Annotated in this window: 14 protein-coding genes and 1 pseudogene; 4 read left to right on the top strand and 11 right to left on the bottom strand. The window is 48.1% G+C overall.

The genetic code is table 11. From position 1 onward, the window contains the following. Positions 1–15: 15 nt before the first annotated feature. From QZ327_RS04350 to QZ327_RS04305, 10 genes are all read right to left on the bottom strand, one after another. Positions 16–2,409 (bottom strand): polysaccharide lyase family 8 super-sandwich domain-containing protein, encoded by a 2,394-nt coding sequence (locus tag QZ327_RS04350; protein ID WP_294617445.1) that lies wholly within the window; start codon positions 2,407–2,409, stop codon positions 16–18. A 347-nt stretch (positions 2,410–2,756) separates the two neighbouring features. Next, the gene (locus QZ327_RS04345; protein WP_294617443.1) at positions 2,757–4,394 is read right to left on the bottom strand and encodes a fimbrillin family protein; all 1,638 of its coding nucleotides are present in this window, start codon (positions 4,392–4,394) and stop codon (positions 2,757–2,759) included. Positions 4,395–4,528: 134 nt separating this feature from the next. Next, entirely contained in the window at positions 4,529–5,482 is a 954-nt protein-coding gene (locus QZ327_RS04340) for a fimbrillin family protein (RefSeq protein WP_294617442.1), read from the bottom strand. Positions 5,483–5,513: 31 nt separating this feature from the next. Beyond that, positions 5,514–6,179 (bottom strand): DUF4627 domain-containing protein, encoded by a 666-nt coding sequence (locus tag QZ327_RS04335; protein ID WP_294617441.1) that lies wholly within the window; start codon positions 6,177–6,179, stop codon positions 5,514–5,516. Positions 6,180–6,218: 39 nt separating this feature from the next. Next, positions 6,219–7,283: a DUF5017 domain-containing protein gene (locus QZ327_RS04330; RefSeq protein ID WP_294617440.1), complete on the bottom strand. Its 1,065-nt coding sequence runs from the start codon at positions 7,281–7,283 to the stop codon at positions 6,219–6,221. A gap of 51 nt (positions 7,284–7,334) precedes the next feature. Continuing rightward, positions 7,335–9,020, bottom strand: a complete 1,686-nt coding sequence (locus tag QZ327_RS04325; RefSeq protein ID WP_294617439.1) for a RagB/SusD family nutrient uptake outer membrane protein — start codon at positions 9,018–9,020, stop codon at positions 7,335–7,337. A gap of 39 nt (positions 9,021–9,059) precedes the next feature. Beyond that, positions 9,060–12,221 (bottom strand): TonB-dependent receptor, encoded by a 3,162-nt coding sequence (locus QZ327_RS04320; protein ID WP_294617438.1) that lies wholly within the window; start codon positions 12,219–12,221, stop codon positions 9,060–9,062. 276 nt (positions 12,222–12,497) lie between these two features. Beyond that, a complete protein-coding gene (gene recA / locus QZ327_RS04315; RefSeq protein WP_294617437.1) occupies positions 12,498–13,535 on the bottom strand; it encodes a recombinase RecA in 1,038 nt (345 codons plus the stop codon). Positions 13,536–13,584: 49 nt separating this feature from the next. Next, entirely contained in the window at positions 13,585–14,031 is a 447-nt protein-coding gene (gene bcp, locus QZ327_RS04310) for a thioredoxin-dependent thiol peroxidase (RefSeq protein ID WP_294617436.1), read from the bottom strand. Between the two features lie 109 nt (positions 14,032–14,140). Further along, a complete protein-coding gene (locus QZ327_RS04305) occupies positions 14,141–15,334 on the bottom strand; it encodes a saccharopine dehydrogenase family protein (RefSeq protein ID WP_294617434.1) in 1,194 nt (397 codons plus the stop codon). 192 nt (positions 15,335–15,526) lie between these two features. Between QZ327_RS04305 and QZ327_RS04300 the strand changes: the two genes are divergently transcribed. From QZ327_RS04300 to QZ327_RS04285, 4 genes and pseudogenes are all read left to right on the top strand, one after another. After that, the gene (locus tag QZ327_RS04300; protein ID WP_294617432.1) at positions 15,527–16,318 is read left to right on the top strand and encodes an META domain-containing protein; all 792 of its coding nucleotides are present in this window, start codon (positions 15,527–15,529) and stop codon (positions 16,316–16,318) included. A 503-nt stretch (positions 16,319–16,821) separates the two neighbouring features. Beyond that, on the top strand, positions 16,822–18,729 hold the full coding sequence (gene dnaK, locus QZ327_RS04295; RefSeq protein WP_294617430.1) for a molecular chaperone DnaK: 1,908 nt from the start codon (positions 16,822–16,824) through the stop codon (positions 18,727–18,729). Positions 18,730–18,938: 209 nt separating this feature from the next. Then, complete coding sequence (locus tag QZ327_RS04290) at positions 18,939–19,499, top strand: helix-turn-helix domain-containing protein (protein WP_005936676.1); 561 nt, start codon at positions 18,939–18,941, stop codon at positions 19,497–19,499. Further along, a pseudogene (locus tag QZ327_RS04285) lies at positions 19,496–20,718 on the top strand (phage integrase SAM-like domain-containing protein). Before QZ327_RS04290 ends, QZ327_RS04285 begins: the two are co-directional and overlap by 4 nt. 67 nt (positions 20,719–20,785) lie before the next feature. On the opposite strand, the gene QZ327_RS04280 reads toward QZ327_RS04285, so the two are convergent. Beyond that, a partial coding sequence (locus QZ327_RS04280) for a sigma-54 dependent transcriptional regulator (RefSeq protein ID WP_294617426.1) occupies positions 20,786–21,818 on the bottom strand: 1,033 nt, incomplete at its 5' end.

Raw genomic sequence — 21,818 nt, 5'->3', positions numbered from 1 at the left:
GTTATACTGATTTTTTTATTTCTTCTCGATAAAGTTCAGGTAACGGGGGAAACCTTCTTCCAGCGTTACCGTTACACGGGTTTGTCCGTCGGAATGGGTGACGGATACGTTCTCTGCATTGCTTGTGGCGTCCAAGGCCCACGTTCCGCGGAAAGTCAGCGTGGCATTGGTGGGGGTGGATATCCAACCGTAGTATTTGTCGGGCTGCGGACGCAGGTCGGGATTGCAGACTGCCACGGAAAGTTGCTTGCCGCTGATGCGTTCGAGCAGCAGCAGTTCGCTGTCCGCGGCGAGCAGTGCGCCTTCCTTCAGTCCGGTGGCAGGGGCAAACAAGGCGTATGCGGTGGTGTGCGAAGGCGTATGCTTCACGATGTGCAGCGAGTCTTGCTGCTGCCTTACCTCGAAGATGCCGCCTTTGCCTGTAAAACGCTTCGCATCGGCACGCATGCGTTCGGTTGTGGTGGCGGGTACCACGAGGAACTGGTACTTCTTCCGCGCGGGCTTGGCACCGTGCAGCAGGTAGGCTTTGGCAGCAGTCATCGTCCCCATGCCCTGTTCGGTAAGTCCGAAAGAGGAAGGGGTGGTCTGCTTGCCGTAGCGGACGATGAGCGGGTCGTTTCCGGCAGGAATAAAGTATCCGGTGGAGCACGGGTTTACTATCCACGAGTCTTTGTCGGAAGGAATGCTCAGCGAGTCGCCCTCGGCAAGCGTTTTGCCGTTGATTACCGTTGAGGCTTTGCCGCTCGTGATGCTTTGGAACAGGTTGGTGGCTGTCAGCCATTCGTCGGGATACTCGCCCTGTGCGCTAATGCCGCTGCCCATGCTGAACAGCATGCCGCCGATGGCAAAGACGGACTTGCAGAAAGAGAGGCGGGTGGGCGTGAAACGTTGCCCGCCCCATTTGTCGTCCTGGTCGAAGGCGGCGGCAAACAGTCCGCAGTCGCCCCATGCCAGCGCGCCGGCAAAGTTGGTGGTGTGTGCCCACTGGTCGAAGCGGTCGGCATTGTTGCCGTTGGGCAGCATCGACTTCCAGTCGGTGTAGTGCACGGTGGTGGCACCGGGCATCACGTTCCAGTCCCAGCCGCCTTTCTCGGCGCTCTTCTTGTCCTTGTAGGGATAGCCGGATGCTTCCAAAGAACCCTCATACATCACTTCCAGTGTGCCGTGCGACTGGTAACGTCCGAAGCGGTTGGTCTTGTTGTAGATTTCGCCGCCCCAGAAACGGGTGGTGGGGCAGCGCATGGTGGCTACCCAGTTTGCCTGGCGGTATACACCTGCCGGACTGTAGTTGAATTGGTAGAAGCCGTCCGTGTTTCGGGGAGCGACGCCTTTGTAATGGCCGGTTTTGAAGAAAGCGTTGTAGTAGGCGGCGAGTTCCGGGTCGAACTCCTTACCGTCGATGTCTCCGCCCACTTCCACCAGTTCACGGAAAAGGGCTTTGGAGAAGTTCACATCCAGCCCGTAGAGCGGATGGCGCCCGGCAAGGCTGTTGGCATAGAAGTGTCCTGCATCGGATGCGGAAGAGGTAGCCATCAGATAGACGCTGACGATGGCCTTGCTCATGCGCCGGTAGGCATCGCGGGTGATGCGGAAGGAGGTACCCTTCAGCCGTCCCATGTATTCCACCCAGGTGCGGTAGGAGTACATGTAGCCGTTGTAGTGCGTCTTGTGGTGGAAGCCGGTGCCGTCGGGCTTCAGGATGTCTTTTTCGCCGGGCACGTATTGCGTGCATGCCGAGAGGTAGCGCGAGAACGAACGCAGGTCTTCCGCCGCCTGTGCATCGTCCGGGTTGTGGAGTGCGCATACGAAGAGGTGGGGCAGCACGTTGTACAGGTAGTCGGAGTTGACGGTACGTTTCAGGATGGCATCTTTCTGGTTGAGTTTGTAAAATTCCATCAGGCCCTTTACCGCTTCAATCAGTTGCCCCCGCTGTTCGGGCGTACACATAGGCAGGGCGGAAAGGAAGTCGACGGGGACAATGCGCACGTCCGTGTACGAGTTGTACGGGAATGCCGGGATGCGCTCTATGACTCCGTCTTTCAGTATGCGGTCCAGATAGGGTGAGAACTCGGACCCTTCGGGCAGGTTCTCCTGTGCGGCGTATGCCAGTGCACGCAGGGCGGCGGCGAGCCGGCGGGTGTCTTCAATCTTCACCGTCTCCATTTTGGCGGTGTCGAATCCTTTTAGGAAATCGACTGCGCGCTGCACTTCGGCTTTGGTGGCTTTTGCCGGTTTCAGGGGATATTTCTTACGTAGTTTCTGCAAATCTTCGACAGAGGTATCGGAAGTATTGCCGGACGGATGGACGATGGCGGCACACGGACCGCTGTTGCCAATTGCTTCTGCAGCCAGCGCGCACGGCTGTCCTGCCAGCGACAGAAGCAATAATAAGCCAAGAACATTTTTCATACTATCAGTTTTTTAAATTTTGGTTGCTAAATTCGTCATTTTAAGGGAATGTGAGGTGCAAAAAAATACAGAAAAAGGGAGATTATTGTTCACGTAAGAGTGGGAGAGGGGGAAACGATGTATTTTGCATACAGTGATGATATATCACATATACAGCAGCATTGTATCACCCGTACAGTAGTGTGCTGTATCGCTTAATATCTTCGTACAGTGATGGGGGAATGAGTACCCGAAAGGTGCGGAAGTAAAACTAAAAATCCCTTGCCGTTGGGGGACGGTAAGGGATTTTGATGAAGAGCAATAAGGCTCTTGGGTAGAGATTTGATTAAGGTTGAATTATAGGCTAATTATTGTGGTAAGTCACTATCGTCAATTTGTTCCATTTGTACATTTCTGATAAGTATATTACCACCTTTGTCTTTATTAAATCTGAACTTAATTTCAAATTCTTGATAAATTTTCGTATCATCTTCAAGTACATCACTTATCGTTGTTGTACCAGTATATGTGCCTATTTTTTTGAAGTTTATATAGATTGTATGAGAGGTCCACTCAGCTTTTTTAAAAGTAAAATCTGTATAAGTTTTATTATTATTATCGGCAAAGAATACATCTTTGTTATTATTGAGACCAGTATATTCTTTATCTGTAGTAGCTCTAAGGATGGTACGTAAGGTAACAGGGGCAGCTTCTGTGGCATTGTCTGATTTTAATTCTAATGTGAGTTTATAATATCCAGGTTTGAAGTTTACAATTCCCTTGAGGTCACAATGGTAACCTATACCGGTTTTAAACCAACTGTATGCTGGCGCTACGGCATCCATTTGATATGAGATAGCATTCTCTTGGGAATTAAGGCTTACTTCTTTTAATGTTTCACCGTTATAGTTATTTACGGCATACCAATAATTCTTATTTGTATTATATAGCGTTTCGCTTACTATATTAAGTTTAGTAACATCAATATTATCAGTTGTTACATCGTTTTGGATATCAATTAAAGATGATATAGGAATAGTAACTAATTTAACTTTCAATTCCTCGCCTTCCAAGTCTGTACCTTCACTCGGCGTCCACGGGTCGATGCTTCCTGCGGGGAACTTGATACCTGTATTGTTTTCACCGATAGTCACTTCCATTCTGAAATACTTGCCTTGCGGATAGGTCACATCTTTATTGGGAGTTTTAAACCTGTAATTCTTGCCGCCGTTTACCCCGTAGACTTCCAACAGGGTGCTGCCTTGTGCTATGGTTTGTTCGGGAACAATGGCGCGATACAAATAAGTACCGGTATTTTCCGTACTTTCCACATAAGCCATCACCACATCTTGCTTTTGGGCAGTAGTCGTGATTGTTTGCGAAACAAGGTTTATGTTGGCATCGGTCACTACATCTTTCAATACTATTCTTTGAGGAGCCGTGTCGCCTATCTTGTCTCCGGCTACGAGCACCTCTACCATGGCGTATGCGTGGCTGTAGTTCAGGTTGATGGGGGTACCGCTATAAGCGCTTTTCTCTGTCTTTGAGATAAGCACGTCGCTCAAGTCGTAGTTACTGTTGGTTGCGCTTTCGGTAAACGACTGGTCTGCCGATACGTTCATGCCTGCAACAGTGGCTGTTACGCCTTCGGTATAGGGGTAATACGCATAGAAGGTGTACTCCTTTCCGTCTTCCAGCGCAATGGCGTCAGTTATGTTCACGGCTTTCCATTCGGTTCCGTCGTAGGTATATTTGCAATTGTCTTGTGTCCCGTCGTCGCTTACGGCAAAAATGCCCACTTCATCGCCCGTTCTCCAGGCAATGGTACGGTTGTTTTCGTCGTGCGTGGTTACGGTACGCATGCTGGCTCCGCCGCTTATCGTCATTATGAACTCGGCGGGAGTGCCTTTCTTTATGTCTGTTTGCGGTTCGTTATTTTCTTGGCTGCAACCTGTGGCGATGAATGCCGCTACAAGGCAGGGTGCTAAATGCTTTAAAGTTTTCATATTATTAAATTGTTTATGTATTAATGACTGATTATCTTGTCCTGTCTGTCATTCTTCGCTGCGTTCTGAATGACGGAGGGGGCAATGATATGTTTTAATTTCCAACATTTATATTCTATGTATTGGAAATGGATTTATACTTCTTCTCCTTCGCCGCTGATTTTATCTCCTTCTTCCCAGCCTGCGATGGGAGAGGAAGAGCTTTCGATGTCGTATCCGCCACCGGCGCTGACTGTAACATCGAACACGTATTGCATGCCGCGTTCCAGGCTGCCGATACTGCTGCTGATGGCGTATGTTTTTTTCTTCAGCGCATCGGGCAGCTGCTTGGCATTGATGGTGGCGACGTATCCCCGGGTGCTGCCGAGGGGCATGACGAATGCCTCGCTGGTGCGTGCCACGGTGGCGTCTGTAGATGATGCGGTGCGCATGCGGAAAGAAGCGATGCTCTCCGTGTCGGCACTGAAGCGTCCGTCGGTTACATTGAAGTGCCCAACGGTGGGCAGCCCCTCAAGGTCTACCGTTACATCGTTCAACTGTTCGGCTGTTATGCCTTCGCCTGCGCGGAAGTAGAATACCAGGCGGCTCAGGGCGGGAGCAAGGCGCATGGAAGCCACCGTGTTTTCCCGGCTGAGCGACTTGGCGCGTGCGTAGAGCAGGGAAGAGGCTTTCAGTTCTCCCTGCTTGTCCAGTTTCAGAGGAACCATGCCTTCGGTGTCGAACGCTTCATGGCGCGGATAGTAGACGGCTACGTCCCATACGTCGCTGCCCGTCGGCGGGAAGTAGGGGATGGCATCCACTTGGTCGGGCTGGAAGTAGTCGTCGTACGAAGTCGGCGTGGGGCTGTAGCTGAGGTTGGCGTGCGGGCTTACCACTTCGCTGCTTCCGCTTTTCAGCACGTAAACGCCGATTTTATCCTCGGGCTTGGTCCAGGTGGTTCCTTCCTGCCGGGGGTCGTAGGTGGCGTATACCTTTGCTTCGATGACGAGCGGGTATACCTTAGGATTTGCGGCAGGTGCCTCGTCATCGCTGCAAGCGGCGAACAGCGCCCCTGCGAGGAAGAGAAATGTGAGTTTGTCTTTTATCATAACGGATACCGTTTCTTTAGTGGGTTGCGGGTTATTCTTCTACTTTTTTCAGCGAAACGCCGTCTATCAGGATGCTCGACGGTTCGGTGGAGCTGTTCTGGAAGCAGATAGAGAAATTAGTCAGGTCGGCAGGGGTGGCATCTTCCGTCTCGTTCATGGTGAACTGGTAGATGCTGTTGCTTATCTTGCCGAAATTGAAGTCGAGCGTGTAGTAAGTCCATTTGCCCGAAGGGTTGGCTTTGCCGAAGCCGCCGTAGAATTTGCGGTCCGCCTTCTTGGGCTGGCTTTGCGTGCACAGAACGAAGCGTTGCAGATCCTTGCCGGCGGCATCGCGCAGGCGGATGAATACTTTCACCTGTCCCATATCTTCGGACTTTGCCCAAAAGCCCAATTTGTACATGCCCGGTTCTACGCTTCCCTCATAACGCTGTGCCACGAAAGACTTATACCAGGTGGTCAGTTTGGGGTCTACGGAAAACTCCAGTACCTTGCCGCGCTGTTTGTCGTTGATGATGCGGAAAGATGCTGCCGTTTCGTTGTTTACGGAGCACCATGCGCCGAATGTGACGTTGTCCTTGCTGCCGTATTCCGTAGTGAGGTCGGCGTTGTCAAACTCATTGTCCTTTATCAATTCTTGTGCTTGTACTCCGGCTGCCATGACCAGCATGCCGAAAACGCTTAAAATAATCTTTTTCATAATGGTACTTATTTTTTTAATGGTTAATAATTGTCCGGTTTATTGTGCGGGTTTCACCTCAACGGTCACTTCGTATATCGTTTGCTTCGAGTCCCATTTGTTGGCATTGGTGGCGATGAAGGTTGCGGTGTAGGTGCCCGGTTCGCTATACGTGTGCTGGTAGGTGGCGAGACGGGCGTTGGTTCCCTTGATGGGAGTGCCTCGGTCGGGTTCTACGCTGTGCGACGACAGTTTTTGGCTCACCATCCATACATCCATGTCGTAGTCCTGAGACTCATCGGCAGTGACAGTTTCGCCGGAGGCGACATACTCTTGCGGTTGGAACATCAGGCGGTAGTTGGTGATGGTGAAGTTGTTCTGCACTTTGGAATTTACGAAGTTCGTTCCGAATGCAAATTCGGTCATCATGTCTTCTACTTCAATCAGGTTTTTGTCCGGTTCGCGCTTCACGAGTTTAAGCTCGGTGATGTCGATGCGGGGACGATTGTCGTAGCTATAGGGTTTTCCGTTGTCCGGTCGCAAATCTCCTTTGCTCTTTACTCCGGTATGCGGTTCTGCCAGATAGCGGAAAGCGAGGTAGAAATCCTTGTCCTTATACTGGCTCAGGTTGACTGCCGCATAAGGCAGGTCGACAGTGGTGCCGCTTTTCAGGATGACACTTTCCAAAAGATGTTCCTTGTCGGCAGCAAGATCCGGGTCGGTGAGGTCGAACCACTCTTCGGGATTGATGTTGCCCGAACCGTCGTAAGTATCGGAAATCATGATGCGCAGGATGCGGTCGTTTACATAGTCGTAGTTCTCTGCATACTGCATCTTGGCAGCATACGAGAGTCCGAGGCTGTCCACTTCGGGCAGCGTAGTACGCTCGCGGTTGGCATACCGGTTGTTCTTCTCGCCGGAGTAGAAGGATATATAGTCGGGGTTTCCGTCGAACTCGAAAGTGACAGGCTGTCCGACATACACCGCATCGGGGGATTGTACGTTTACGCCGAACGTTACACTTTCGGCTTCGTCGCGGTCGCACGAGGAGAAAGTCGCCAGCAGGCATAACGCAAGCAACTGTGCAAGGCGTTTGCCGGAAGTGGGGTTATTGGTTGTTTTCATATCGTTATGAGCTGTTGTTTATCGTTTTTGTTATGTACTCTTTTAATCGGGTTACCAACGTTCGTTCTGCTTACAGATGGTGTTGGTGCTAAGCTCGCACTGCGGTATGGGCAGATAGAGGTTGCGCTCGGAAATGTTGTAGGCAGGGACGGAACGGACATCGCTGCGCTCGTAACCTACGGTGGCGCTTGGCTGGCCTTCGGGAGCGCTCTGGTCGGCAAGCAGGCGGATACGGTCGAAGTAGAAAGCTTCGCCACGGCGGCGCAGTTCCATGTGGCGGGGCACTTCGAAACAGAGTTCGCGGGTCTCTTCCTCGAAAATGAATTGGCGCAGGTTGGCGGAATTGTCGGTGATGCCTGCCTGCGACAGGTTTATCTCTGTGGCGTTGGCACGTTTACGGACGCGGTTGATGGCGTCTATGCCTGCTTGTGTGGGACCGTTCAGTTCGTTATCGGCTTCGGCAAACATCAGCAGTACATCGGAGAAACGCATGATGGGGAAGTTGATGGACGAATTGTTGCGTGCCCAAGGACGCACGGGATCGTATTCGGCGCGCCATTTGCCCGGATTGCCGGTACGCCCGTAGGCGTTGGCACTTCTGAGGTTGGCATCGGTCAGGTAATTCTTTTCCACTTTACCGGTTTTGTCATTGGTCTTGTAGCTGTAGTCGGCAAAGTTCCACCAGCGGCGTTGGTCACCCTGTTCTTTTCCTACATTGTTCAGCCCGCCGTTTTCGTAGAGACGGTACAGTATCTTGGTGGCATCGTACCAAGCGTATGCGTAGGGGACATCCGGGTCGGTGGTTACCCCCTGTGATATACCGATATACAGGCCTACTTTGCCGCACTCGTTGCTGCGGTCCATGCTGTTACCGTAAAATTCCACTTCGAACATGCTTTCACGGGCTTCGAGGTCGTAACGGTTGGAACACATGTTGATGAAAAGGTCGCGATAGCCTTGACGGTTGGCATCGTTCTCTCCATAAAGCCGGTGCAGGTTGCTGTCTATTACCTTCTTGGCGTATGTACGGGCTTCTTCCCAGGTGTCGGCATAAACGGGATAGCCGGACTGCCAGATATAGGCGCGTGCCAGCAATGCCTGTACGGTGGTACGTGAAATGCGCCCCGGAGCATTCAGTTCATCGGCAGGAAGACAGCCGTTTTCTGCCGCTTTCAGGTCGCGGATGATTTGCGCATAAATGGTTTCTTGCGAAGATTTCTCCAGAAGCTGCGTGGTGAGGTCGCGGGTAGGGGTCAGGCGCAAGGGCACTTCACCCCAATAAGCCACCAGGTTCATGTAGTAGAGTGCGCGTAGAGCGCGGGCTTCGGCAATGAACATTTTCTTGTTCCTGGCACTTCCACATTGTTCGTCCGTACGCCGGTTGATGAGGTCGATAAAATCATTGGCGCGGTTGATGCCGCTGTAAAGGGCGAGCCAGCACTCTTTGATATAATCGTCCGTATTGTTGTGCGTATAAAGATTGGGCTGCAGGTTGTCTTTGCCATAACTACGGTTGTAGACAAGAATGTCCGTACCTGCATCGAGGTCTCCCCACAGATATTGCCCGTATGTTCCTGCATAGCCCAAGACATCGTATACCCCGGCTAATCCGGACATGCAGGAAGTTGCATCCTGATAGATGGTTTCCGCATCGGGATTGTCGTAGATTTCAGTGTCCAAGAAATTGCATGAGGTGCAGAGACCGGCACTTAACAGTATATATATCAACTTTTTCATGGTGTTTATATCTTTTTAGTTACTTCAGAATATCATATATTACAAACCTAACTTCACGCCGAACGTATAGGAACGGGTACGCGGATAGGAGGAGTAGTCGAAACCGCGTGTCATGGCTGAGTTGCGGGTGGACACTTCAGGGTCGTAACCTGTATATTGGGTCCACGTCCAGACGTTCTGTGCGGATACATATACGCGGAGCGAACGTATCTTCAGGTTCTTCAGCATCTTGGTGGGGAAACTGTAGCCCAGTTGCACGTTTTTCAACCGCAGGAAGGAAGCATCCTCTATTTCGCGGTCGGTGTTGATGTTGGTCAGGCTGCGGTTGGGGGCGCAGAGGTAGTTGGTGTAGTTACCTTCCGTGACAGTACCGTCCGGATTGACTGTGCGCGGTGTCCAGTGGTTGGCTGCCGAGGCAAGTTGGTTAGTGTGCTTGCTGTTGAGCGATTCCAGCCGGGTACGGTTATAATTGATGACATCGTTGCCGTAAGACCATTGGAAGAACACGCTCAGGTCGAAACCTTTCCATTCGAAGTTGTTGGTAAAACCGCCGGTATGGATGGGCAGGCTGTGGCCGATGATGGTTTGGTCTTCGGCGGTCACCTTGCCGTCACCGTTCAAGTCTTTCAACTTGACGCTACCGGGTCTGATATTACTGCGGACTTCGGTGTTATTAGGAATTTCGGGTTTTAATACGAACTGTCCGGGGGCTACTTCATTAAAGTCTTCATATTGGTATACACCGTCGTACACATAACCGTACATTTCGGACAGCGGATGTCCTACCTTGCAAATATAGTTGTTGGTGGTTATCACACTGCTGTAGCGGCTTTCCTGTCCGTCGGAAAGACCTGTGACCTTACTCTTGTTGAATGAAATGTTGAAGTTTGTGGTCCATTTGAACTTGCCTTTGCCACCAACAAAGTTTACGGTATTGATGGAAAATTCAAGACCACGGTTGTTGATGCTTCCTATATTCTGCTGTACGGAAGAAAATCCGAGCGAACCGGGCACTTCGGCATAGAGCAACAAGTCTTTCGTATCTTTATTGTAGATATCGATTTCACCGTTGATGCGGTTGTTGAAGAAGCCGAAATCCAGACCGATATTAGTCTGATAGGTGGTTTCCCATTTTAAGTCTCTATTGCCTATCTGGCTGTTGTAGATGGCGGAAGTCAGCATGTTGTTGAATGCGTAGTTCTGATTGGTGGCATAGAGCACGGAAGAGGCGTAGTCGTTGTAGGTATTGTTGTTGCCGGTAGCTCCCCAGCCCACACGCAATTTCAGGTTGGATACGAACGTATCTTCCAAGTTCATGAAAGGTTCGTCGGAAAGACGCCAGGCAAACGATGCCGAAGGAAAATATCCCCATTTGTTGTAAGGGAAACGTGACGAACCGTCGGCACGGACGGTGGCAATCAGTATATAGCGTGACCGCCAATCGTAGTTGAAACGTGCGAAGTAAGACATCAGTTTGCTTTCGACACTGGTGGCGGTAATGGAGCGGGGCGTACCGCTGTCCAATCCCCAGAAACCGAGGCTCTCCCATGTGATAAGTCCCGAACCGGCTCCCACTACCGTGCTGCGGTCGCTGGAGAGGGAAGCACCGAGAAGCCCGGTCAGGTTATGTTCGCCGAAGCGGCGTTTGTAGCTCAGGGTGTATTCGTTGGACCAGCTGTTGCGGTCTTTGTCGGAGAAATTACCGTTTACACCGCTTGCGGAGTATTTAGGGTCTCCCTGATAGGTGGACGAATTGTAGAATGTCCGGCGCACGTCCTGCCGCCACGTATAGTTGAAAGTGGCTTTGAATGTCAGGTTTTTGATAATATCCCAAGTCAGATAGGTGTTCAGGTTCAACTGGCGTGTACGGGTTTGGTCGTATGAGTTCTGTACGGTCTTCATGGGATTGTACGGATAGTTTCCGCTTTCATCTACCATGTTGTTGATTAGGTCGTCTTTCTCGTTGTAAGTGACCGGACGGTAAGCAAGCACTTGGTAGAGGTAGTATTGAGACGTACCGCCACCGGACTGTGAGGGTGCCGAGCCTTTGGATAGGTTATTGGCAAAATTCATCGTGGCTCCGAACTTGATGTCTTTGGTAATGTTCTGGTCGAGCGTAAGGCGTGCCTTCAGACTCTCGTAGGAGGAGTTGATGATAACACCCTGCTGGTTATAATAGGAAATGCTCGAACTATAGCGGGTGTTTTTGCTACCGCCTGAAAGAGACACGTTGTGGCTTGTCATGGGAGCGCCCCGATAGACTTCGTCTTGCCAGTTATAATAAGGTATATGGTCGTAATCTGCCAATGTACGCTTACGTCCCAATGCTTCGCTATAACCGAAATAGGTATCGTTCAGCTCTTTTTCAGTCAGCATTTCGGTCTGTAGTTTTATGAACTGTTTACCGTTCATAATGTCGAGAAACTGGGGCTGTTCCTGCCAGGTAAAGTAACCGTCGTATGTCACCCGGGGAGCACTCTCCTTGCCGCGCTTGGTGGTGATAATGATTACACCGTTGGCACCGCGCGCACCGTAAATGGCTGTTGCGGAGGCATCTTTCAGGATGTCCATAGACTCAATATCACTGGGATTATAGGCGGCAGCATTGGGGTCGTCGGTTGCAAAGCCGTCAATAACATACAGCGGAGAACCATCTGAATTATCGGAAACCGTATTGCTGCCACGGATAACAATGTTTGCGGCTGCTCCGGGACGTCCGTCGCCGCTTACCACTTGCACGCCGGCAACGCGTCCGCCTAATGCCTGGTCGAATGAGGCGACAGGGGTTTTATTGAGTTCCTCCATGTCTACTTTGGCAACGGAACCGGCAAGGTCGCCTTTCTTGACGTTACCATAACCGATCGCTACCACTTCGTTCAGCATTACGCCGTCTTCTTTCATTACGACATCAATCACTTTGTTCTTTCCTACCGGAATTTCACGCGTGGTATAACCGATAAATGAAAATATAAGAATTGCTTTTTGATTGGGGACTTCAATTGAGTATTTACCATTGATGTCGCTGATAGTTCCGATGGTGGTTCCTTTGACGGTGATGTTGGCTCCGATAACTGTTTCTTTGGTTTCATCGGTAACCGTACCTGTGATTTTGATTTGTGCTTGCAGCACAGTCAGCGAAAGCAACAAAAATAGTAAAAGAGAACTCGCTCTTTTGAGACCTGCGGAATGGTATTTTTTCATATTATCAAAAATTTTTAAATCTCCGGCGGCAAAATTATAAAATATAAACAGAAATGTTCTTCTATAATAGTACAGACAGAGTACATTATTGTACAAAAATGAAATTGTACTTATAAAGAAAGCCGTACCAGAACATAATACAGCTTATATGACGATATGAAAAAGGCACGAATGGTACAGGAAGCTACGGGTTTTATCTCTTATCCGTAGGATGCCGTACAATTCGTGCCGGAGTAGTTGATGATTTCGGGACTGATGAATTGTCAGCCTGGAAAATCATTTGTCTTTTTTCAGTTCTGCAAAAATAAGTTTTTCCAGTTCTTCCGCCAGTTCCGGATTATCCAGAATGACTTGTTTGGCGGCGTCACGTCCTTGTGCTATTTTAGTATCGTTATAGCTGAACCAGGAACCGCTTTTCTTGATGATTCCCAAGTCCGCACCCAAATCGATGATTTCTCCTGCACGTGAGATACCTTCGCCAAACATGATGTCGAACTCGGCGCGACGGAAGGGGGGAGCTACTTTGTTCTTTACAACTTTTACCTTAGTTTGTTTGCCGATAATTTCTTCTCCGTTCTTGATTGTCTGGCTACCGCGGATGTCAAGGCGTACGGAAGCATAGAACTTCAATGCGTTACCACCGGTGGTGGTTTCGGGATTACCAAACATTACACCGATTTTTTCACGGAGCTGGTTGATGAAGATACAGGTGGTACGCGTCTTGCTTACGGAAGATGTCAGCTTACGTAACGCCTGCGACATAAGGCGTGCCTGCAAACCTACTTTATTGTCACCCATATCGCCTTCGATTTCGGCTTTCGGTGTCAGGGCGGCTACGGAGTCTACTACGATGATGTCAATGGCAGAAGAACGAATCAGTTGTTCTGCGATTTCCAATGCTTGTTCACCGTTATCCGGTTGTGAAATCAGAAGGTTGTCCACATCTACGCCAAGTTTGGCTGCATAGAAACGGTCGAAAGCATGTTCGGCATCAATAAATGCTGCAATACCGCCTGCTTTTTGCGCTTCGGCAATGGCGTGGATAGCCAAAGTGGTCTTACCGGAAGATTCCGGACCGTAGATTTCGATGATACGTCCGCGAGGATAACCGCCTACACCCAGTGCCACGTTCAACCCGATAGAACCGGTAGGAATTACCTCTACTTGCTCAACGCTCTCATCGCCCATTTTCATGATAGAACCCTTGCCGAAGCTTTTTTCTATCTTATCCATGGCGGCTTGCAGCGCTTTTAATTTTTCGCTTGCTGCCATGTTATTCCCATTCTCAAAATTAAGTTCGTCTTTCTTTGCCATTATTTTAGTGATTAATGATTAGTGTTTAGTGATTAATTATCAATCACTATTATAGGATTTGTGCGGCGTGATCTTTGGTTTTCACTTCCTTGGGCGCAATGATACGCTCAATCACTCCCTCTTCATTGATGATGAAGGTGGTGCGGAATGTCCCCATGTATTTACGTCCGTACATGCTTTTTTCTCCCCATACTCCGAATTGCTCTACCAGTTTCTTGTCTGTGTCTGCAATCAAGGTGAAAGGCAGATTGTTCTTTTCGATGAATTTTTGGTGAGACTTCTCACTGTCTACACTGACTCCGATGACTTCGTAACCGGCATTACGCAGGTCGGCATAGTTATCACGCAGGTTGCAGGCTTGTGCTGTACACCCCGAGGTAGAGTCTTTAGGATAAAAATAGAGTACTATTTTCTTTCCTTTATATTCGCTCAGGCGAATTTCTTCACCTTTTTCATTAATACCCAATATTTCGGGTGCTTTATCTCCGATATTCATAATGTATATTCAATTTTGAATTTTGAATTATAAATTTTGAATTGTTACAGTACTTGCAACACATGAATATGGTGTCACTGCAAATTCAAAATTCATAATTCAAAATTATTTAGACTTCCAAATCTCCGTCAATTACTTCATGCCAAGGCAATCCTTGCTTGTTAAGCTGTTCCATGAAGGGATCGGGATCGAACTCCTCTACGTTCCATACGCCCGGCTTTCTCCACAAGCCTTTGAGGAACATCATGGCGCCAATCATGGCGGGTACACCGGTGGTGTAGCTTACTCCTTGCATACCTGTCTCCTTGTATGCTTCCTGATGGCTGCAGTTATTATATACGTAATAAGTGCGTTCTTTTCCGTCTTTCAAACCGCGGATACGGCAACCGATGGAAGTTTCGCCTTCGTAATTCTCGCCCAAATCCTGCGGGTTGGGGAGTACAGTTTTCAGGAATTGCAGCGGAACAATCTTCATACCGTTGTATTCCACTTCGTCAATACGCGCCATACCGATGTTTTGGATGACACGTAGGTGGGTCAGATACTCTTGCCCGAACGTCATCCAGAAGCGTGCGCGCTTAATGGAAGGGAAGTTCTTTACCAAAGACTCCAGTTCTTCGTGATAAAGAAGATAGGAGTCACGTGGACCGATATTCGGATAAGTGAGGTCTTTATGGATTTCCAACGGTTTGGTAGTCACCCATTCGCCATTTTCATAATAACGTCCGTTTTGGGTGATTTCACGAATGTTAATCTCCGGATTAAAGTTGGTAGCGAATGCTTTGTGGTGATTTCCTGCGTTACAGTCTACTATATCCAGGTATTGAATTTCATCGAAGTGGTGTTTGGCGGCATAGGCGGTATATATGCCGCTGACACCCGGGTCGAAACCGCAACCGAGAATTGCCGTCAGTCCGGCATCTTCGAAACGTTTTTTGTATGCCCATTGCCAGCTGTATTCAAAGTGAGCAACATCTTTCGGCTCATAATTGGCTGTATCCAAATAGTTAACTCCGCTTTTCAGACAGGCTTCCATGATGGTAAGATCCTGATAGGGGAGAGCTACGTTTATGACGATTTCGGGTTTGAAACTATCGAAAAGTGCCACCAACTCGTCCACATTGTCTGCATCTACCTGGGCGGTTTTGATATTGGGGTTATCGATTGCTTTTACGACAGCGTCACATTTGGATTTAGTGCGGCTGGCAATCATGATTTCTGTAAACACATCCGGATTTTGAGCCACTTTGTGCGCAACAACGGTACCTACACCGCCTGCACCGATAATAAGAACTTTACCCATTTCTTTTACTTACAAGAGTTTAAAATATGATTATCATTTTTCGAAGAGCAAATATAAGGTTAATTCTCAGATAAACATTAAAATCCTGCTAAATACTTTAGAGAAAGTACTGCTATTTCTAAACAAAGGATTTGTTTTTTAGTTATTTTACATATCTTTGTTCGCGAAAAATTAACTTAAACAAAAAAAGCAATGAAAAAAGTATTTGTTTCCCTTTGTATGGCGGCTACCTTGATGGGGTTGTCATCTTGTGCTTCTACTAAAAACGCCGCAACTCTCTCTTCGTTGAGCGGTGAGTGGAATATTATTGAAATAAATGGTAGCGCGGTTGTGCCTGCTCCGGATCAGGAGTTTCCTTTTATCGGTTTTGACACCAAGAATGGAAAAGTGTATGGTAATAGCGGCTGTAACCGCCTGATGGGGTCGTTTGATGTGAATGCCACTCCCGGGCAGATAAATCTTGGTGCATTAGGAAGTACGCGTATGATGTGTCCCGACATGACGGTAGAGAGCAATGTTTTGGCGGCTTTGGGACAAGTAAAGAAATATAAACAACTGGGCAAGGGGAATATGGCTCTGTGCGGTTCTTCCAATCGTCCGCTCATTGTGTTGCAGAAAAAAGAGGCTTCTTCCAAACTGTCCGATTTGAATGGCGAATGGATGATTAGTGAAGCGGGTGGGGAGGCTATTCCGTCAGGAATGGAAAAGCAGCCTAATATTGTGTTCGATGTTGCGCAGAAACGCCTGCATGGTAATGCCGGATGTAATATCATTAACGGTTCGTTTGAGGTGGATGATGCCAATCCTGTGGCTATCTCTTTTTCACGAGTTATCAGCACCATGATGGCATGTCCTGATTTGGAAGTAGAAGGCCGGGTAATGAAATCATTGAATGCAGCTCGCTCTTTTGGCAAGTTGGCAAATGGTGATATGGGCTTTTATGATGCGGATAATAATCTGGTGATGGTATTGGCAAAGAAATAACGGGTACGCCTTATTCTCTATAGAAGGGTGTTGGAATAAAGATTAGAATACAAATTGCGTAATAAAGTCGGACAGGTTCTGGCTTTTGGAAGTAAAGAACATTGCTTGCGTAATTTGTATTCTAATTTTTATTTTGGCATCCTTATTATTTTTAAACAGGTGTCAATAATAGAGAGGGGCGTGGCAGACTGGGTGGGGATAATATTTTTTCAGAAAATCCAAATAGGCTTTGAATGCATGGAGGAAAGCCGATTGATATTGTTCATGTTCAGTTTGCTCTTTTTCAGTTGGTGGACAGAAGTAAGATTTTAAGATAGGAATTGGCAAATGGTAATTTTCGGCAGGAAAACAGTCTTAAATTCTGCCAAACTGGCAGATGAACTGACAAAGTATAAATCTGCGACAGTTCAGAACAATTTGGCACAACGTTTGTCTTCTTATTGCTGTCTGCCGGGTGGCGGACATGAAAACATAGAATGATAACAAATAAAAAAATAACAATCATGGGAAAAATTATTGGTATTGACTTAGGAACTACAAACTCTTGCGTTTCCGTATTTGAAGGTAACGAACCTGTAGTAATTGCAAATAGTGAAGGTAAGCGCACTACTCCTTCAGTAGTGGCGTTTGTAGATGGTGGTGAACGTAAAATTGGTGATCCTGCCAAGCGTCAGGCTATCACGAACCCCACTCGTACGGTTTTCTCCATCAAACGTTTCATGGGTGAAAACTGGGAACAAGTGCAGAAAGAAATCGGTCGTATGCCTTATAAGGTGGTAAAGGGCGACAACAACACTCCGCGTGTGGACATTGACGGACGTCTCTATACTCCACAGGAAATTTCGGCAATGATCCTTCAGAAGATGAAGAAAACCGCCGAAGACTATTTGGGACAGGAAGTGACGGAAGCTGTAATCACCGTTCCTGCATACTTCTCTGACTCTCAGCGTCAAGCTACCAAAGAAGCCGGTCAGATTGCAGGTCTCGAAGTGAAGCGTATTGTGAACGAACCGACAGCTGCTGCATTGGCGTACGGTATTGATAAGGCAAACAAGGATATGAAAGTTGCCGTATTTGACCTTGGTGGTGGTACGTTTGATATTTCTATTCTTGAATTCGGTGGCGGTGTATTTGAAGTGTTGTCAACCAATGGTGATACTCACTTGGGTGGTGATGACTTCGACCAGGTAATCATTGACTGGTTGGTTCAGGAGTTCAAGAACGATGAAGGTGCCGACCTCACTCAAGACCCGATGGCTATGCAACGCTTGAAGGAAGCTGCTGAAAAGGCCAAGATTGAGTTGTCTTCTTCTACAAGTACTGAAATCAATTTGCCATACATCATGCCGGTAGGCGGTGTGCCCAAACACTTGGTGAAGACACTGACTCGTGCCAAGTTCGAAGCCCTGGCACATAACCTGATTCAGGCTTGTCTGGAACCGTGCAAGAAAGCAATGAGCGATGCAGGTCTGAACAATGCAGATGTGGATGAGGTAATTCTTGTGGGTGGTTCTTCACGTATCCCGGCTGTACAGAAGTTGGTAGAAGACTTCTTTGGCAAAGTTCCTTCCAAGGGCGTTAATCCGGATGAAGTAGTAGCTGTAGGTGCCGCAGTTCAAGGTGCTGTTTTGACAGATGAAATCAAGGGGGTTGTGTTGTTGGATGTTACTCCGTTATCTATGGGTATTGAAACCTTGGGTGGTGTAATGACCAAGTTGATTGATGCCAACACTACTATTCCGTGCAAAAAGAGCGAGACTTTCTCCACTGCTGCCGATAACCAAACGGAAGTTACCATCCACGTACTGCAGGGTGAGCGTCCGATGGCTGCTCAGAATAAGTCAATTGGTCAGTTTAACTTAACAGGTATCGCTCCGGCTCGTCGCGGTGTTCCTCAGATTGAAGTGACATTCGATATCGATGCCAATGGTATTTTGAAGGTATCTGCCAAAGATAAGGCTACCGGTAAGGAGCAAGCCATCCGTATCGAAGCTTCCAGCGGTTTGAGTAAGGAGGAAATTGAGAAGATGAAAGCTGAAGCCGAAGCTAATGCCGAAGCAGACAAGAAAGAGCGTGAGAAGATTGATAAGCTGAATCAAGCAGACTCAATGATTTTCACTACTGAAAACCAATTGAAAGAACTGGGTGACAAACTTTCTGCCGACAAGAAGGCTCCGATTGAAGCTGCTTTACAGAAACTGAAGGATGCACACAAAGCACAGGATTTAGCTGCCGTTGATTCTGCAATGGCTGAACTGAATACAGCTTTCCAGGCTGCAAGTGCAGAGATGTATGCTCAGAGCGGTGCGCAAGCCGGTCCTGATATGAATGCAGGTCAACAAGGCGGTGCTCAGGATAACAGCAAACATGGTGACAATGTGCAGGATGCTGATTTTGAGGAAGTGAAGTAAGTATCGGTAAACAACGATAACTAACGATAGAGAAGTAGGGTGTAGCTCAATGAGTTACACCCTACTTTATTTTTAACACTTTCTGATGGATTTGCTTGTTTCTCGGATTTTTATTGTATATTTGTACCATATTTGTGCCGCGATAAGAAAGTCGGAAATCTGCGACAAAATATAAACGGATTGAATACAAACAAGTAAAAATCAGCATTATGCCAGCAGCAAAGTTCGAGATAAAGCGCAAATGCCAGGTGTGTGGTCAGGAGTTCATCGCCAAGACCATAGAATCGTGGTATTGCTCCAAACGCTGTTCCAACATTGCCTATAAGCGCAGGAAAGACGAAGAGAAGCGGAATCAGCGATTGGATGAAATTGTAAAGAGCATCCCGAAGCACCAAGATTACATCAAGGTGTCGGAAGCTTATGCCATGTTCGGCATCAGCAAAGATACGCTGTATCGTCTGATACATAAAGGGACTATTTCGCACATAAATCTTGGAACTAACCAAATCCGTGTCAGCAAAGAAGAACTGCTGAAACTCTATCCGCTACGAAAGAAAGCTCTGACAAAACCCAAACCCGTTGCAAAACTATATAGCTTGGAGCCTAAAGACTGTTATACTATCGGCGAAATATCCAAGAAGTTTCATTTAGAAGACAGTACGGTCTATCTACATATCCGTAAATACTCTATCCCTACCCGGCAGATAGGTAACTTCGTTTATGTGCCCAAGAAAGAAATTGATAACCTATATAAAGGGATGAAGCAATGAAGAAAGCGTTGGCCAATACACGAGTTTCAGTAAAACTCCGCAAATCGGAATACCGCGAGGAATGGTACCTGTATGTTGAAGCTTATCCGGTTTTCCAAGCAGACAAACCCACTCCTCAAAGAGTGCGTGAATATCTGAACCGTACTATAACCACTCCCATATGGGATAAGTCGCGGAATGCCCGAACCGACAAAGACGGCAAGACCACTTATAAGCTAAAGCGTGACTTGAACGGCATCATTCAATGCAAATCTCAATTAGACCAAGAATCGTGTATCTATGCCGACAAGGTGAGGAGCCTGCGCCAAAAGGAATACGATAACGCTTCGCTTTATTCTGAAACGGATGCAGAACAGGCAGAGCAGCTAGAGCGTTCACGTTGCAACTTCATAGACTACTTCGACCATGTGCAACGGTTACGCCACGCCTATAGCTCCGATTCTATTATCATCAACTGGAAGCGTGTACATGAATTGTTGAAAATCTTTGCGAAAGGAGATACCATCCTTTTCTCACAGATTGACTTGAAGCTGATAGAATCATTCCGTATGTTCCTATTGAACGCCCCACAGGGAGGAGGCAAGAAAGGTGTCATCTCGCAAAATACGGCATCCACTTATTTCTCCATATTCAAGGCTGCATTGAAGCAGGCTTTCATTGACGGCTATTTAACGGTTGATATTGGGGCAAAGATCAAGGGTATTCAAGGTCAAGAAAGCCGTAGGGAATACTTGACCATTAAAGAACTGAACCGCTTGGCTCAAACTCCATGCGACCCGTTGTTGAAGCGTGCCGCCCTCTTTTCTGCACTTACCGGGCTTCGTCATTGTGACATTCAAAAGTTGAAGTGGTCAGAGATAGAGGTATTCAATGGTGGTTACCGTTTGAACTTTACTCAGCAAAAGACCAAAGGCGTTGAGTATATGCCTATATCCGAACAAGCATTTCAATTATGTGGTGAAAGGAAGGACGGCGAACAATTAGTTTTTGGCGGACTGCCAGACCCGTCATGGATTAACCGTCCGATAAAGAAATGGGTTGCGGAAGCCGGAATAACGAAGCACATCACCTACCATTGCGGAAGACATTACGAATTGTCTTTATCGCTGAAATTGAATATTTTGCAAAGATTCGTTTCTTGATGGGTAACGATTTAGAAACAAGCGAAGTTCTGTATTTCACCTCGTTTTGCATTAAATCAAAAGAACACTTTTTCTAAATGCAAAGATAATACTATTTTTTGAAAAAACACACTTTTGGGATAGCCAAATTCAGTGAATTACCGGCTATGGTTGCTGAAATTTATACTTCAATCCATATTCTTCCAGTTTGTTGTACAGCGTCGTACGTCCTATCCCGAGCAGTTCGGCGGCAACCTTGCGGTTCCCGTTCGCCTGCTTCAACGCGCGTAAGACACGCTCCTTGTCTTCCGCATCGTTGCGCAGGGCGAAGCTGACAGGTGAGGTCGCCCTTGTCACGGTAAGTTCCAGATGCTCTTTCGTGACAAGACCCGTCTGCGCCTGCAACACCGCTCCCATGATTTTCTGACGAAGCTCGCGGACATTGCCCGGCCACGCATGGGTCAGCAATGTCTTGCGGGCTTCTCCGTCAAAGCCGATGACATCACACTCCAGTTCCCGGTTCGCAATTTCACGGAAGAACTCAGCCAGCGGCATGACGTCCTCCTGACAATCGCGCAACGGCGGGACGGTTATCTCGAAGTCATGCAGACGGTATAATAAATCCTGCCGGAAACGCTTTTCATGGACCGCCTTCTCCAGATCCTCGTTGGTGGCGGCGATGATGCGGACATTGAAACTCCGGTCAGACTTGTCGCCAACGGGACGGAACCGTCGTTCCTGTATGGCACGCAGAAGCATCTGCTGGGTTTCCGGTGCGAGGTTGCCCACCTCGTCCAAAAACAGCGTGCCGCCTTCCGCCTCATGGAAATAACCTTTCTTGGCACTGTCCGCACCCGTGAACGCCCCTCTGACGTGTCCGAAGAAAGCCGACGGCGCAAGTTCTTTGGTGAGCGAACCGCAGTCCACAGCCACAAACGGCTTTCCTGCCCGCTTGCCCTTGTCGTGCAGCAGGTGGGCGATATGCTCCTTGCCCGTGCCGTTCTCCCCGAATATCAGCACACTCATGTCGGTGGGGGCTACCAGCCTTATCCGCTTCATGATGGCTTGGAAAGCCGAGCCGTCACGAGAGAACAGGGGCATACGGCTTCGTCCGGTGTGCCGTTCCTTCAATATGTTCCGTAGCAGAGGCACGAGTTTGTCTTCCACAAGTTGCTTGGGTATATAGTCCAGCGAACCG

The sequence above is a fragment of the uncultured Bacteroides sp. genome (genome assembly GCF_910578895.1).
Classification (GTDB): Bacteria; Bacteroidota; Bacteroidia; order Bacteroidales; family Bacteroidaceae; genus Bacteroides.
The sequence above is the reverse complement of the archived record's forward strand: the minus strand, read 5'-3'. Positions and strand labels throughout refer to the sequence as shown.